General features: G+C 46.4%; 12 protein-coding genes. All 12 read right to left on the reverse strand.

Going from position 1 to position 15,274, the window contains the following annotated elements; all coding sequences use genetic code 11:
• Window positions 1-70: 70 nt before the first annotated feature.
• Window positions 71-1,120 carry a tRNA dihydrouridine synthase DusB gene (gene dusB, locus AWM73_RS07020; protein ID WP_060778682.1) on the reverse strand — a complete coding sequence of 350 codons (1,050 nt, stop codon included), beginning with the start codon at window positions 1,118-1,120 and terminating at the stop codon, window positions 71-73.
• Window positions 1,121-1,787: 667 nt separating this feature from the next.
• The gene (locus AWM73_RS07025) at window positions 1,788-2,645 is read right to left on the reverse strand and encodes a pyridoxal-phosphate dependent enzyme (protein ID WP_060778683.1); all 858 of its coding nucleotides are present in this window, start codon (window positions 2,643-2,645) and stop codon (window positions 1,788-1,790) included.
• 79 nt (window positions 2,646-2,724) lie between these two features.
• On the reverse strand, window positions 2,725-3,606 hold the full coding sequence (hslO, locus tag AWM73_RS07030) for an Hsp33 family molecular chaperone HslO (protein ID WP_060778684.1): 882 nt from the start codon (window positions 3,604-3,606) through the stop codon (window positions 2,725-2,727).
• A 226-nt stretch (window positions 3,607-3,832) separates the two neighbouring features.
• The gene (ftsH, locus tag AWM73_RS07035; RefSeq protein ID WP_060778685.1) at window positions 3,833-5,983 is read right to left on the reverse strand and encodes an ATP-dependent zinc metalloprotease FtsH; all 2,151 of its coding nucleotides are present in this window, start codon (window positions 5,981-5,983) and stop codon (window positions 3,833-3,835) included.
• A 65-nt stretch (window positions 5,984-6,048) separates the two neighbouring features.
• A complete protein-coding gene (hpt, locus tag AWM73_RS07040; RefSeq protein ID WP_060778686.1) occupies window positions 6,049-6,582 on the reverse strand; it encodes a hypoxanthine phosphoribosyltransferase in 534 nt (177 codons plus the stop codon).
• Between the two features lie 105 nt (window positions 6,583-6,687).
• Complete coding sequence (tilS, locus tag AWM73_RS07045; protein ID WP_060778687.1) at window positions 6,688-8,106, reverse strand: tRNA lysidine(34) synthetase TilS; 1,419 nt, start codon at window positions 8,104-8,106, stop codon at window positions 6,688-6,690.
• Between the two features lie 88 nt (window positions 8,107-8,194).
• On the reverse strand, window positions 8,195-8,653 hold the full coding sequence (locus tag AWM73_RS07050) for a S1 domain-containing RNA-binding protein (protein WP_060778688.1): 459 nt from the start codon (window positions 8,651-8,653) through the stop codon (window positions 8,195-8,197).
• Window positions 8,654-8,670: 17 nt separating this feature from the next.
• Window positions 8,671-9,123: an FtsB family cell division protein gene (locus AWM73_RS07055; protein ID WP_060778689.1), complete on the reverse strand. Its 453-nt coding sequence runs from the start codon at window positions 9,121-9,123 to the stop codon at window positions 8,671-8,673.
• Window positions 9,124-9,199: 76 nt separating this feature from the next.
• On the reverse strand, window positions 9,200-9,481 hold the full coding sequence (locus AWM73_RS07060) for an RNA-binding S4 domain-containing protein (protein WP_013669260.1): 282 nt from the start codon (window positions 9,479-9,481) through the stop codon (window positions 9,200-9,202).
• Between the two features lie 9 nt (window positions 9,482-9,490).
• A complete protein-coding gene (locus tag AWM73_RS07065) occupies window positions 9,491-11,116 on the reverse strand; it encodes a putative polysaccharide biosynthesis protein (protein ID WP_060778690.1) in 1,626 nt (541 codons plus the stop codon).
• Entirely contained in the window at window positions 11,103-14,666 is a 3,564-nt protein-coding gene (gene mfd, locus AWM73_RS07070) for a transcription-repair coupling factor (RefSeq protein ID WP_076340229.1), read from the reverse strand. Before mfd ends, AWM73_RS07065 begins: the two co-directional genes overlap by 14 nt.
• Before the next feature lie 19 nt (window positions 14,667-14,685).
• Window positions 14,686-15,249, reverse strand: a complete 564-nt coding sequence (gene pth / locus AWM73_RS07075) for an aminoacyl-tRNA hydrolase (protein ID WP_060778692.1) — start codon at window positions 15,247-15,249, stop codon at window positions 14,686-14,688.
• Between the last annotated feature and the right edge of the window lie 25 nt (window positions 15,250-15,274).

Raw genomic sequence — 15,274 nt, forward strand, 5'->3', positions numbered from 1 at the left:
TTTTATTTCATTCTATTAAAAACAGCCCTTCAGGCATGCTTTTTTGGTCTTCCCTCTTATTCTATACTATTTAACGGTTTTTAGCAGCTTCTCTTTGTGCTAAACGTTCTTCCCGCGATAAGCGTTGGCGTTTAGGCGCCTTTTCACGCTCTTTAGTCGCCTTAGCGAAATTGTTTAACAGGTCGACGACTTCTTGGTAGGAATCAGCCTGGGTGCAGGCCACCTTGACCTTAGCTGAACGAGGGATTCCTTTGAGATAATAAGCTACCATGGAGCGAAATTCCCGGACCCCAACACTTTCCCCTTTTAAGTCAACCAGTCGGGTCAGGTGATCCTTGCAGGCTTCAATCCGTTCTAGGCCAGTCTTTTCAGGAAGGAGTTCGCCAGTCTCCACGTAATGAACCATGCGGTGAATCACCCAAGGGTTACCTAGGCAGCCCCGTCCTACCATAACACCATCAACCCCATAGTTATCGAGGGCGTACTTGGCTGCTTCGGGAGTCCGGATATCTCCATTGCCGTAAAAAGGCACAGAAAGATGCTGGCTAACTTGCTTGATAATGTCCCAGTTAGCCTTACCGGTATACATTTGCTCCCGGGTTCTGCCGTGCATAGCAATCATCTTCGCGCCAGCTTCTTGGGCAGCCAGGGCGTTCTCTACCGCCAAAATATGGTCATCGTCCCAACCTGTCCGCATTTTTACTGTGACTGGAAGGGAGACTGCATCGGCAACCGTCTTCACCCGTTTGTAAACTTCATTGGGATCTAAGAGAGCCTTGGATCCTGCATCGGTCTTAACCACTTTATTCACCGGGCAGCCCATGTTGATATCAATGATAGCAGCCTTGGTATTGGCTTCAATAAATTGAGCTGCTTCAGCTAGAGAATCAGCCTGACTACCAAAAATTTGCACGGAAAGGGGCCATTCTTCATCCTCAATATGCAGCATGGATAGGGTCTTTTTGTTTCTAAAATGAATCCCTTGGTCAGAGATCATTTCACAAACAACCAGCCCCGCTCCCTGGGCTTTGACAATGGTTCGAAAGGCGGCGTTAGAGACACCAGCCATCGGAGCGACCGCAATGGGGTTAGTGATTTCAATATTGCCGATTTTGATCATAGTACTCCCTTTCTAATTATAGACACACCAAATGATTCTATCAGAAAAAACGGCAGAAGAAAAGAGCAGAGACAAAAGCCCCGCTCTTTTCTTCCTCTGATTTCGTCCTTTGATGTGACTGTCATACTCTCTAAACCTGCTCCAGTCACAGGACGAACGTCCATTTCGCACAGGGTGTGAGACTTGGCGCCTAGGCTTGGATGATTGGAGCAAGTCATAATAAAAGCGAAACATTCGCTTGTTTCTGACTTGTGAAATCACTCCAAGTCTGCCAAGTCAAACCCAACTAAAACTGCCAACGCTCAGACCAGTTGAGTTCGAACGCCAGGCTTGAAGTTGCTTCAGAAAATACCAAGGCACAGTTTAGTTGAGTTCGGAAGGGGTAGGGGATGTCCTTTCAGAAAAGATGAACGATCAACAAGTTGAGTTCGAACGCCAGCCTTGAAGTTGCTTCAGAAAATTCCAACGCACAGTCCTGCTGTGCTTATGATATTTTCCTCCAGCAATTCAAGGCTTTAGCGGCGTTCTCACATCCTTATAGCTGATCTTATCATCTTTTCCTCCAAGGAATCGCCCTCCCTGATCCTTCTTCACATCCTTATAGCTGTGCTTATGGTATTTTCCTCCACCAATTCAAGTCTCTGACGGAGTCCTCACATCCTTCATCTTACCGGCCATTAGCTATGGTGACTACCTTATGCCCCCGGCCTAGACGTTCAGCAATGGCAATCGCTCCGGTAATGGCCAAGGCTGATTGAAAGTCAACTTCAAGTCCTTCATTGACCTTTAACCACTCTTGTTCTTGGTAAGCCCGACCGTCTTGGACCCGGATTATCTCAGCAAAGAGACTGGTATCAAGGAGAGGTAAGTCACTAGCCGTGTCGAGATCATTTAAGCTTGATTGACCACTTGCTTCCACAGCAAAAATGGCAATCTTTTCCGACGCGTCTTTGAGGGCCCGGCCGATACCAGAGAGACTAGCTCCTGTTGATACCGCCGAGACAAAGGCATTCGGCGCTTTCCCACCTAAGGCCTCAATAATTTCCGGTCCCGTAGTCAGCTGGTGGACCACCGTGCAGGCATAGTCACTATCAGGATGGAGCAAGACTGCATGATCATTTTGACCACTCTCAATCGCAGCTTGTCTTTGCTCAGTGACTTTGTCAGGATCGCTGAGAGGATGAACGGTCATACCGTATTCACGAAGGGCTTTCAAGTCAGCCTCACTGACCACTTCATTAAGGAAGAAGTCCCCATCATAACCCTTAATAGCCGCTAGGCAAGCCAAGGAACGAATAGTGACAAAGTCAGCACAAACCACTAAAGTAGCCCCGCTAGCTAGGTCCCCCTTTTCTTCATAGACTTCCAGCAAATTTAATAAGGAACGGTCCTTGATGTGACCGGTTGGATTTTGCCTTTCTAATTTGACATAAACATCCGCTGCTTGGTAAGGGACTGACCGCTGTAATTTAATCAGTGGAGTCTCTCCAATGGTCAAGAGCAAATTATCCAGTTTTTCTACCATTTTACACACCTCTTCATCAGCTTCTGGCATTTATTATTACTATTTTAGCATAATCAACTAAGCAACTAAAGGTAAAGGGCTAGTCCTTGGCCTCCTCGAGGAGTTTCTCCAGGTCGTCCTTACTGTAGTGGTAATGACTATTACAGAAATGGCAAACGGTTTCTGCTTGACCATCTTCTTCAATAATGGCTTTGAGTTCCTGACTGCCTAGGCTGACTAAGCCCTTAGCAAAGCGTTCCTTGGTGCAGTCACAGGTAAAGCTTATCGGATGGGTAGACAAGATATTGGCTTGGCCTTCGCCTAAGAGACGTTCAATAATTTCCTCCAGGCTGGCATGCTGACTAAGTAATTTGGTGATGTGAGGGAGATCTTGAACGGTGCGCTCCAAGCGGCTAATGGTCTCTTCACTCGCTCCCGGCAGGACTTGTAACATCCAACCGCCCGCCTTATTGACTGATTCATCTGGATTGACCAGGACGCCCAGACCAATGGCAGAAGGAATTTGTTCCGAAGCCCCTAAATAATAAGTGAAATCCTCGGCAATCTCACCCGAAACAATCGGAGTTTGTCCACTAAATGGTTCCTTCAAACCCAGGTCCTTAGTGACTGAAAAGCTTCCTTCAGTGCCAACCACTTTACGGACATCCAACTTGCCTTGGTCATTCAAGTCAAGAGAAACATGGGGATTGTCAATATAACCTTTGACCTCGCCCGCTCCATTAGCGGTCGTGACAATTTTTCCACCCAAGCCATTGCCCTTAATTTGAACCGACATTCTGGCATCGTCTTTAATATCGCCAGCTAAGAGCAAAGTCCCGATTAGAGTCCGTCCCAAAGCGGCTGTGGCTGCGCTCCAGGTATCATGGCGTTGGTGGGCGTCCTCCACTAAGTCACCGGCATCGATCACACTACAACGTACAAAACCATCTTTAGAAATTGCTTTAACTAATTTATCTGTCATTTTTTAATTCCTTTCCTTAATGCCTTTTTATTATGCCTAAATCACCTATCAATAGCAAATGATTGATTTTACTGGTTCACAGCTAAATGGCCAGAGCATCCGTTCTGCTTTTGAATTTGGGTTGTTAAAAAGCCATGGCAATGTACCAGACTCTCATAAAATTTCTCATGAAAAAAGGACTGCGTCTTTTGGCGCAGTCCCAATTACTTAACCGATCAAGTTAAGCTTATTCTTTGTCATCATCATTTGATTCTTGGGAAGTGGCATTATCATGTTGAGTTTCATTTGCATGATCCTCACGGCGGTCTTCCTCTGGAGAGCTAATGGTCTCTTCCTTGGAATCATCGACCTCTTCTTGAACCTTCTTTTGACGTTCAATTTGAGATTTCTTCAAGTTCTCTTTGGCTTCTTCATAAGAAATCGGTTCATTTTCATGACCACTTTGTTGACTTTCATCATCATCTGGTAAATGACCGGTGTCAAATAAACTCTTAATTTGTTTAGCATTTAAGGTCTCTAGTTTCAAGAGATGTTCAGCAATCACACGGACTTGCTCCTTATGCTGACTTAAGATGTCTTTAGCCTCTTCTAGAGCTTGGTCCATTACCTTGCGGAGCTCTTGGTCAATTTTAGCTGCGGTTTCACCTGAATAGGATTTTTGTTGGTAAGGGTTGGTGCCTCTCATGGAGTGGTTTCCTTCATAAGAAATCGGGCCCAATTCCTCACTCATTCCATATTCAGTAATCATGCTACGGGCTAAAGAGGTTGCTTGTTCAAAGTCATTGGATGCCCCAGTGGTCTGGGTGTCGAAGAAGATTTCTTCTGAAGCACGTCCTCCAAGCAGCCCCACAATTTGTTCGTGAAGGTTTTTCTTGGAGTGCATGGTTTGATCTTCCTTAGGTAGCATCACTGCATACCCCCCTGCTTTACCACGAGGAACAATGGTTACCTTATGGACAACGCGGGCGTCGCTTAAGACCATGCCACAGACAGTATGTCCCGCCTCGTGGAAGGCGGTTACCCGGCGTTCTTCTAAGCTTGGTTGGCTGTTTGGTTTAGCCGGACCGGCAATCACACGGTCTTGGGCTTCATCCACATCTACCATCTCGATTCTCTTCTTATCCAAACGGGCAGCCAATAAGGCGGCTTCGTTGAGGACGTTTTCTAATTCCGCCCCAGTAAAGCCTGGTGTTTGTTGGGCAACCACTTTGAGGTCGACATTTTGAGCTAGTGGCTTGTTGCGGGCGTGGACTTTCAGAATGGCTTCCCGGCCCTTCACATCTGGACGACCGACTAAGATTTGGCGGTCAAAACGTCCTGGACGTAATAAAGCAGGGTCTAAAACATCAGAACGGTTGGTGGCCGCAATTACGATCACATTGTCTTTTTCTTCAAAACCGTCCATTTCAACTAAAAGTTGGTTGAGGGTTTGTTCCCGTTCATCGTGGCCACCGCTACCTGAAGCTGCGCCCCGTTGCCGACCAACCGCATCAATTTCATCAATGAAGATGATAGCAGGCGAATTTTTCTTGGCCGTATCAAACAGGTCACGCACCCGGCTAGCCCCAACACCGACAAACATTTCCACAAATTCTGACCCCGAGATGGAGTAGAAAGGTACATTAGCTTCCCCGGCTACGGCTTTAGCTAGTAAGGTCTTACCGGTTCCGGGAGGGCCTTCTAAGAGGACCCCTTTAGGGATCCGAGCACCAATATCGTGGTATTTCTTGGGAGCACGAAGGAAGTCAACCAGTTCAACCAGTTCTTCCTTCTCTTCCTCACAACCAGCAACGTCAGAGAATTTTACCCGTGATTTCTTAGAGACATCTTCTACCCGGCTCTTACCCATTTGCATAGGGTTGTTCCGTCCCCCACCTTGGGTTTGTGAGAACATCATATACATGATAAAGACGAAGAAAATTAAGGGAATGGCACTCATGATCAAGCTAATCCACATATTGGTTTGATCTTCTTCTTGGGCCACGACTTCGGTCCCTGAATCTTCTGCCGCTTGGTTGATGGCTGAGAGGGTTGAGTCATTAGGTAATACATGGACAATGAACCCCTTAGCTTGGTCGAGTTCAGTATTATTTAATATCGGAATATTATTGGAAGTTGATGACTCGCTTCCTTCCTTGTCTTCCCGGTACTTCCCGGTGATCTCATAGGCGCCTGCGCGAGGTTTAATTTGAACCGTTTCAATTTCTTTATCCTTTAGTTTTTGAATAAATTCGGATTGGTTAATTTCCTCTGAAGCAGCCGAATTTCCTCCTGACGAGAAGAAATTCACTATTCCTAGTAGCGCCAAGAAAATGACAATGATAATTAGACCACTGGAAAAAAAGTTATTGGGTCTCTTTGATCCTTTTCTTTGCATACATTAGCTCCATTTCTAATTTTAAACTAAATCGGTCTTATCCAGATAGGTAAGTATAACACAGATTAAGCCTGATCGCTCTTTAAAACCCCTACATAAGGTAGATTACGATATTTTTGCGCATAGTCCATGCCGTATCCCACTACAAAGGCGTCAGGAATTTCTTTGCCGAGGTAATCAGCCTCAACTTTTACCTGTCGGCGATCAGCTTTGTTCAAAAATGCACATATTTTAACCGATGCAGCCTGGCGTTCTTTGAAGAGTTCACCTAGGTGTTCCAAGGTATAGCCTGTATCGACAATATCTTCTACCAATAAGACATGCCGGCCTGCCACTGAAGCCTCTAAGTCTTTGAGGATCTTAACGTCCCCGCCTGATTCAGTGCCATTGCCGTAAGAGGAAACCGCCATAAAGTCCACTTCTAGGGGCACATTAATTTCTCGGATTAAATCAGCCATAAATAAAAATGATCCCTTAAGGATGCCGACCACAAGTAGGTCTTGGTCTTGATAATCTTTGGAAATTTCCTCGCCTAAGCGCTTATTAATGGCTTGGATTTCCTCCGTACTGATTAAGATATCGCTAATCTCTTGGTTCATGTATAGCCTCCGTGTTATATAAGTTCAATTATGTCCTTAATTGTAGCAAAAGCAGCTACCTGTCTGCAACATTTTCAGCCCTTTTAGACAATTTTTAAGGAATGCTTAGACTCGCTGAATTTGGCTAAAAAGCGCCTCCCCCTCGAGAGGATAGCGGTAGAGCCATTGCCCCTTTTGACTTAAGATTCCAAGTACCCAAGACTGGTCGCGAACGATCAGCCATGCCGCCTGTCGGTCAGCTTGAGGAATCTTCTCATTAATAAAGAAGCGGCGGATTTTTTGCTGGCTTCCTGAAGGGAGTTTGAGATAATCGCCAGCTTGGCGGTGGCGGATAGTCAGGGCTTGGTCACTTAGGGACTGAGGCAGGTAAAAACTCTTACTGGTGTCCTTTTGCTTATCTTGACCAGCCAAAGTCCAACTTAGGGCGAAGTTTTCTAGCTGAATCGCTGGTTGACCTAATTCAAGCTGACTCTCTGACAAGTTCTGATTGACTTGATAATAGTTAGGTGGGCTGGTTTTCAAGCGGACAAAGGCGGCCTGGTAGACCTTATCCAGGACATAATTTCCCGGTAAGGCCCATTGCCCTTGGGCTGCCCCCTGGTTAAGGAAAGCGACCAATTCCTCCATTCCTGTCCGGGTGAAGGCCAAGAGTTCTGGAATCTCAAAGCGCTGGAAAAGCATTTCCATTAGTAAGACTTGTTCCGCCTGAGAATACTGACCCAGGGCTTCCAGGTCGATGCGAAAACAACCCACTTCTTGGTCAAATAAGTTAGTCAGCAGCTGGTTGAGCTGGGGTTGGGCTAGATTCAATAAAGCCTTGAGGTCGGTTTGAAAATGACGGAAATGTGCCTTGAAGTTACCAGATTCCCCCTCCAGATAAGGAATAATGTCTTGACGGAAACGATTACGTTGGAAATGCTTATCCCAATTGGTCATGTCTTCCTGGTAGGGAATCCCTTCACCTCTAGCTAGGTCATACAGGCTGGCTTTTTCGACGTCTAAAAGAGGTCGGAGAATTTGGGCCTTGGGATAGGTGTAAAGCGGGCTAAGGACCTCCATTCCCCTAAAACTAGCCAAATGTCCGCCATGAACCAGGCGCATTAAGCCGGTCTCTACCTGGTCATCACTATGGTGAGCCGTCACCAAACGCAAGGATGACTGGGCTTTGAGAATTTTTCCAAAGGCATGGTAACGGAAGGCCCGGGCCTTGGCTTCAACATTGCCGCCTAAATCGGCCCCATGCTGCCAAATACTTACCTTGAGGTCCAAGTCGTGCGCTTGGCAATAGGACACCATCATTTCCTGCTCGGCTTCTGACTCTTGGCGCAGGCGGTGGTTTATATGGATGACAAAGAAATTTAGCCCATGAGTCGCTTGCAGTGTCTCAAAACACCTTAAAAGGACCATGGAATCCACACCGCCAGAAACGGCCAGGGCATAGGGTCTGTGACTGGCTAAATAGTCGCTATCTTCTGCCACTAACTTTTGGTAAATCATTTGAGCAAGTTGACTGAGCTCTGACATGTTCCACCTTCCTCATAAAAATAAAGAAAGAGGCTGTGACCAGCGTCATAACCTCTTGGTAATTTTTTCTATTCTTCATCTCTTGTCATTAGCCGCGACGGCCACCGCGACCACCACGTTTGCCTTCGGTATTACGCTTCAAGGAAGTTAAGCGATCATCACTTTCCTTTAAGAAATTATTCATCATGGCGTCAAAGTCACTGGTTTTTGCTTGTGGCTTACGGTCAAATTTCTTATGGCTATTGTTGGCCTTAGCTGGCTTAGGACCACTATTACCAGGCTTAGCATGTGCTTTGGGCTCAGCTTGCTTGTGATCCTTGGCGTCCTTCATGGATAAGGCAATCTTTCCATCCGGTTGAATTTTAGTGACAATCGCGGTCACCTCATCGCCTTTTTGTAGATAATCGTTGATATCTTTAATATAGCTATCGGAAATTTCAGAAATGTGGACTAAGCCACTGGTTCCATCACCGAGATCGACAAATACACCAAATTTAACAATTCCTGTAACCTTACCAGTTACTTTTTCCCCAACTTCTACGGTCATGAAAGCTTATGATCCTCCTAATTTTTTTCATTATTTACTTTGTTTTGATTATTTTGCGCTTCTAGGTATGCCTTGTTAAGACTTTTTGCCTTCATGGAATCATTATCTTCAGGAGTGGAGAAAATAATTTCGCCCTCTTTGCTGAGATAATATTGGGCCCGGGCTAAGCTCGCCAAGTAAGACTCATTATTTAATAAGGTCACTTGGTTCTTTAGGGAGTCAACAATTTCTTGTTCACTCTGCCTTTGTTGCTTAGCCTGCTCAGTTTGTTCGCTTAAGGACCGGGTCTTGATTTGGGCATGGAAGACGCCAAACAGACATAATAGGGAGCCTAGTAAACAAAATCCTAAGAGCGAGCGCATGATTAAGTCATGCCACTTCTGTTTCTTAGTATCTTCTTGCTCCTTCTTGCCAGCGTAGCGTGCAATGGAAGTAATTTTATTCTTATTTTCCTTGCCTTGGTCGCCCATCTTTAGCATCCTTTCACAAAATAGTACCCTTCCTATTGTACCTTGCTTCTTTTAAAAAGTATAGCTCCTATTTTAATTAAAAAAATTCAGGTTCGCTAGCCTTTTCCTTCCACTCCTCATCGAGAATGGTGTACATCTTGCTGGCATCTTCTTTTTTAGTCGAATTTTCTAGGGCATCGACTCTCAAAGTCAGCCACTTATTGCCAAACTCAATCTTAACCGTATCACCAACTTCCAAGTTGGTTCCGGACTTGGCCGGCCGCCCATTGACAGCCACCCGGCCTTGGTCACAGGCCTCTTTGGCCACGGTACGTCGCTTGATAATTCGAGCAACCTTTAAAAATTTATCGATTCGCATAGATTCTTCCTAACTCTCCTTATTTTTGATCCAATATTTAGCTAAGGGAAGCTCTTGCCACTCAGCCGGATTAAGTATCGGGTATCTTCTTACTACTAATAATACGACACCTGCTCCCAAAAGGACAGCCAAGCCCACAAATAAAGTGGCGAAGGCCCGACTTTTAGGAAAATTCAACCAAAAGATCCAGCGCAAAGCCATAATGGCCAGCCACATGAGAAGAACTACTAGGCTAGTGTCTCTCAGTAAAATCCCCATTTGACTCTCGGTTTTAATCGAATGGGGGATAAAGTGGTGCATCAAGATCAGCATCACAATTAAGGCCAGCAAGCTGGACCAGACGCCTCCCACTAGGCCAAAGCGGCTAACCAGCAAGTGGGCAAAGACCCCCTTAACCAATAAAGCTAAGCCCAGGGCTAGGGCCGAATAAAACCACTGGTTCTGACCTAGGAAAATATTATGGTAGATCAATACCCAGCTGGCCAAGACAATCATCAATAGATACTGCTCTAGGACCCCACTCCCCTTAGCATCACTAAAGAGCATCACATTGAGTTCCGGCAAGATCGCCATTATTCCCGCCGTAACCAAGAGACTAATAAAGAAAGTCAAACGGCTAAAACGAACCGCCGCTTCCCGAAATTGGGCCTTTTGTTTTTTGACAAAAGCCTGGGAAAGCAGGGGCAAGTAAGAGGTCTGGAAGGCCAGGGAAAAGACCATGCCCAATTGGACAAAGGGCTGGCCGCGATCATAGACTCCCTTATAAACCTTAGCCAGGTCGCTATCCAAACCAAAATCCAGTAAACCGTCATAAAGGGTAAAAGAATCAATCAATTGAAAGAAGACCAATAAGGCTGAAAAACTACAAATCACCAGGCCATCGGTGACAAAGGTCCTCAGAATTTGGGGCCAGGTCAAGTGATAAGGCGGATCTTCAGCCAGGGCTCGACTTCGTTTCGACTCTTGGAAGAGGCGCTGGGTGCCCCGGGATTGAAAAAGGGCCAAGAGTAGGTAGCTAGTTGCCGTAAAGCCGGCAATCCCAGCCGAGGCCATGGCCCAGGCCCCCATCTCATAAAGGGACCAATCCTGACTAAAGCCCTGGCTATAAAGGGTGGCCACCCCTAAGATCACCCCGACCCGGACAACTTGCTCGATCACTTGGGAGATGGCGGTATGTTTCATATCATTGCGCCCCTGAAAAGCTCCCCGGATGAGGAGGAGAAAGGGCATGGCTAGGAACATGTAGGAAACGCTCCGAATCACAATTGCCAAGTTGGGATCAGCCATTCCCTGGGCTAAAAGCGGGGCTAGAAAAAAGGTCAGGCTAAAACACAATAAAGAAAAAATGACTACTAGGAGACTATAACGGCGTAAAAACAGACGGCGATGGGCCAGGTCAACCTGCCAGGAAATTTGCTTACCCACGTAATTGGGTAAGCCACTCAGGGCAAAGGTCATACCAATCCCATAAATGGGGTAAACTTGCTGGTAGACATAGAATCCCGTATCGCCCACTAGGTTTTGAAAGGGAACTCGGTAAACCGCACTGAGAATCTTAGCGATAATGCCGGCTAGGGTCAACAAGCTGGCTCCCTTTAGGGCTTGTTGACTGCGGCGATTTTTACTCGACACCATCTCTAGTCTGCCTCCCATCCACTTGGTCAGAATCTACCTGTAAATCCTTACTGAGCTGGGTTAGAAATTGAAGGAGATAGTCTAGCCACTGATCGGTTGAGAGGTCTTTAGTGTTTAACTGCATGACTAATTGGTCATTAGCCATTTTGATTTGTAATTTCATTGGGATGTCTTCTAAGGCCTGGAAAATGAGCGGAGTCAATTGGCTAGGGTCTTGTTGCTTGGTAAAGACCAGCTCAATCGCCTTCCCCTTACGCGTGATTTTCTCTACCCCTATTGCAGTAGCATAAGACTTCATTGTCCCAACTGCTAAGAGCCATTGGACCTCTACCGGAGGCTCACCAAAGCGATCCAACAATTCGTCATCCAAGTCCCACATGGTATCGACATCGTCCAGCAGGTTGATGCGTTTGTAGATTTCCACCTTTTGATTTTCATCCTGGATATATTCTGAAGGAATATAAGCATCAATGTGCAATTCAATTTCTGTGGGTGACTGAGGCCGCTTAGCTGCCTTGCCTTGTTTCTTACGGATGGCTTCATCCAGCATCTGTTGAAAGAGGTCATAACCCACCGAATTGACAAAACCGTGCTGTTCTTGCCCCAGGAGGTTGCCGGCTCCCCGAATGGAGAGGTCGCGCATGGCGATTTTGAACCCTGCCCCTAATTCAGTAAAGTCTTTGAGGGCGGTCAGCCGTTTTTCGCTGGCCTCATTTAAGGCCTTGTCAGGCCGGTACATAAAGTAAGCATAGGCTACCCGGTTGGACCGGCCTACCCGGCCCCGTAATTGATAGAGGGTCGATAAGCCCATCCGGTCTGCGTCCTCCACCAAGAGAGTATTGACATTAGGCATATCAATCCCGGTTTCAATAATGGTGGTAGTGACTAAGACATCGTCATCTCCGGCCAAGAAATCCATTAAGACTTCCTCTAATTGATTAGCATGCATCTGGCCATGGGCAATCGCTACCCGGGCTTGGGGGACTAATTCCTCAATGAAGTTGGCTTTTTCTTGGATATTTTGCACATTATTAAAGAGGTAAAAGACTTGGCCATTGCGGGCTAACTCCCGTTCAATAGCATCCCGGATGGCCCCATAGTTTTGTTCCATGACATAGGTCTGTACCGGAAAACGATTAGCTGGTGGTGTTTCAATCACACTCAAGTCCCTGACCCCCATCATGGACATATTCAAGGTACGAGGGATCGGTGTTGCCGTTAGGGTAAGGACATCGACATTTTTCCGCAAGGCCTTCAACCTCTCCTTGGCCTTAACCCCAAAGCGTTGTTCCTCATCAACAACCAATAAACCGAGATCTAAGAACTTAATGTCCTTGGATAAGAGTCGGTGGGTACCGATCACTAATTGGACGCTGCCCTCTTTTAAGCACTTAATGACATGCTTTTGTTCGGCCGGGCTCCGGAAACGGCTCAATAAGTCAATAGTAAAGGGATAGTCCTTAAAGCGCTCTAGCATGGTTTCGTAGTGTTGCTGGGCTAAGACAGTCGTTGGCACCAGGAAGGCGACTTGCTTACCATCTAGCATAGCCTTAAAGGCAGCCCGCATAGCAACTTCAGTCTTTCCAAAGCCCACGTCCCCAACAAGGAGACGATCCATGGGCTTTTCTTTTTCCATGTCGGCTTTAATTTCCTGGATTGAGCGGAGCTGGTCATCGGTTTCAGGATAAGGAAATTCATCTTCAAAGGCAGCCTGGTCCTCATTGTCAGGACTAAAGGCATAGCCCTTTCTGGTCTCCCTTTCTGCATACAAGTCCACCAAGTCATCAGCAATATCTTCAATTTTCTTGCTGACCCTTTGCTTGGTCTTTTGCCATTCGGTTCCGCCCATTTTGTTGAGTTTAGGGATCTTGCCCTCTGCTGAAACATATTTTTGGACCAAGTCAATTTGGTCGATGGGGACGTGGATAGAGGCATTATCGGCATAGACGATGCTGAGATAGTCCTTGTGGTTTCCTGCTACCTCGATGGTCTCTACCCCAACGAACTGACCAATTCCGTGGTTAACATGGACCACATAGTCGCCGGGTTTTAACTCTTGGTAGTTCTTTAAGCGCTCAGCGTTAGAGAGGTTATTGGTATTTTTACGACGACGACGCTTGGCCTGGTCAAAAAGGTCACTTTGGGCTAAAAGGACCACTTGACTGTCAACAAATTCAATTCCTCCCGACAAGTGACCAGCAATAATATTAATAGCCTCAGGAATAATTTGATCTGCCTGGGTCAAGACCGCCTGGAAGTCCATGGCTTTGAGCTCTTTTTCTAAGTCGCGGGCTTTATCTTCCTCCTCGATAAAGATCAGTAAAGACCGGCCCATTCTCAGCCAGGCTTCAAATTCCAGTTTAATAGCTTCCTTATTATGGTAAAAAGGTGTCACCGTCCGCGTTTGGAATTGGTAGAGACCATCAAAGCGCATATTGCCGTAACCCTTCTGCCACTGGGCCAGGTAGAACTTCCGTCCTGAATAAGCCATCACTTGGTCGTGACTATCTAAATAGATCTGGTCAATCGGAGGCAGGTGGCCAGCTTCCACCTTCCCTTGCAGATAAAGGGCGGCTCGCTGGTCAATTTCCTGGGATAATTCAATCAGCCGGGTCATATCATCTAGCACTAGGGTCTGTCCCTGCCCCACATAGTCAAGCAGGCTGCAAGAGTCTGGATAGAGGATCTGACTAAAATAATGGGTACGTTCGGTCGTCTCCCCAGCTGACCAGGCTTGGATTTCATCCTGGAAGATGGCTTGGACTTGTTTTTTGATGGCTTCATCTTGGATTTTTTCAGCTTTCTCCTGGGCCACTTTTTCTAAATGAGCCACACCAGCTTTTAGGCGGGCAGGGCTAAACAAGAGGTCTTTAGCCGGTAAGATGGTGACTGCTTCTAAGTCGTCTTGGCTCTTTTGGCTGTTAACATCAAAAGTCGTGATGCGGTCTACTTCATCGAAGGCCAAAGACAGTCGTAAGGGCTGGGGACTAGTTAGTGGGAAGAGGTCAACAATATCCCCACGGACACTCATTTCACCAGGTCGTAAAACGGCCTCCACCCGTTCGTACCCCAAAAGCAATAAGTCTGCTTTCAACTGGTCGACTGCCAGCTCTTGGCCCCGTTGGATGTTTTTAACTAGGTGTTTCCACTCAGATACAGGAGTCAGGGCACGCTTTAACCCGAAGATAGGACTAATTAAGATCCCGCTACTATCTTCATCAAGTAACCAGTCTAAGGTTGCCAAGCGGTCCCCCAGAGCTTCCGGGCTTTGAATGGCTAAGTCTTCAGCCACACTTTCTGGACTGGAATAGAGGTGGAGGTCAGCTTCTGGATTGAAGGTTTGCAGGTCTTCATAAAAACGCTCTGCCTGCAAGAGGTTATTGGTCAAGACCACGGTCTTTTTATCGGGATGGCTGGCTTGAATTTCAGCAATCATATAGGCCTTACTAGCCGCCTGTAAACCCAGGTAGAGAACACTCTGCCCCGTCCTCAAGGTGTTTTTTAGCTTGCTGTCAATAATTTTCTCATTGAGATAATTTTCTAAGTTCATTTCCACGTCTTTCTCTCTATTAGTTATTAAATCGATTCATGGCGTTTTCAAAGCTATTGCCTTCTAACCAGTAAGAAATGGCATCGGCGGCCGCTTGGCTACTTGCTAACATCTTCTCCTGGTCTTCCTTAGAGAATTTCCCTAGGACATGGTTGACGACCGAACCCTTGCCTTGGGGGTGACCAACACCTAATTTGATCCGTTGAATGTCTTTAGAATTAAGCATTTTAATGATATCTTTCATCCCGTTATGACCGCCCGCAGAGCCTTTTTTTCGCAGGCGGAGGCGGCCGGGTTCCATGTCCATATCATCATAGACCACTAGGAGGTCTTCCAAGTCGATGTGGTAATAATTCATAAAGCCAGACACACATTGGCCGGATAGATTCATAAAAGTAGTGGGTTTGACAAAGATCACCTGGTCATTAGCCACCCGGCGTTTAAAATAAACCCCATTGAAAGCCGAGCGGTCAAAGCTTTCATGGTGGCGATAGGCCCATTCATTAAGGACAATAAAGCCAATATTATGGCGGGTACCTTCGTATTCTTTTCCTGGATTTCCTAATCCAACCACTAACTTCATATCGATCATCCTTTTCTTTTTAACG

Origin of the sequence: Aerococcus urinae (assembly GCF_001543175.1) — a bacterium.
Lineage (GTDB): Bacteria > Bacillota > Bacilli > Lactobacillales > Aerococcaceae > Aerococcus > Aerococcus urinae.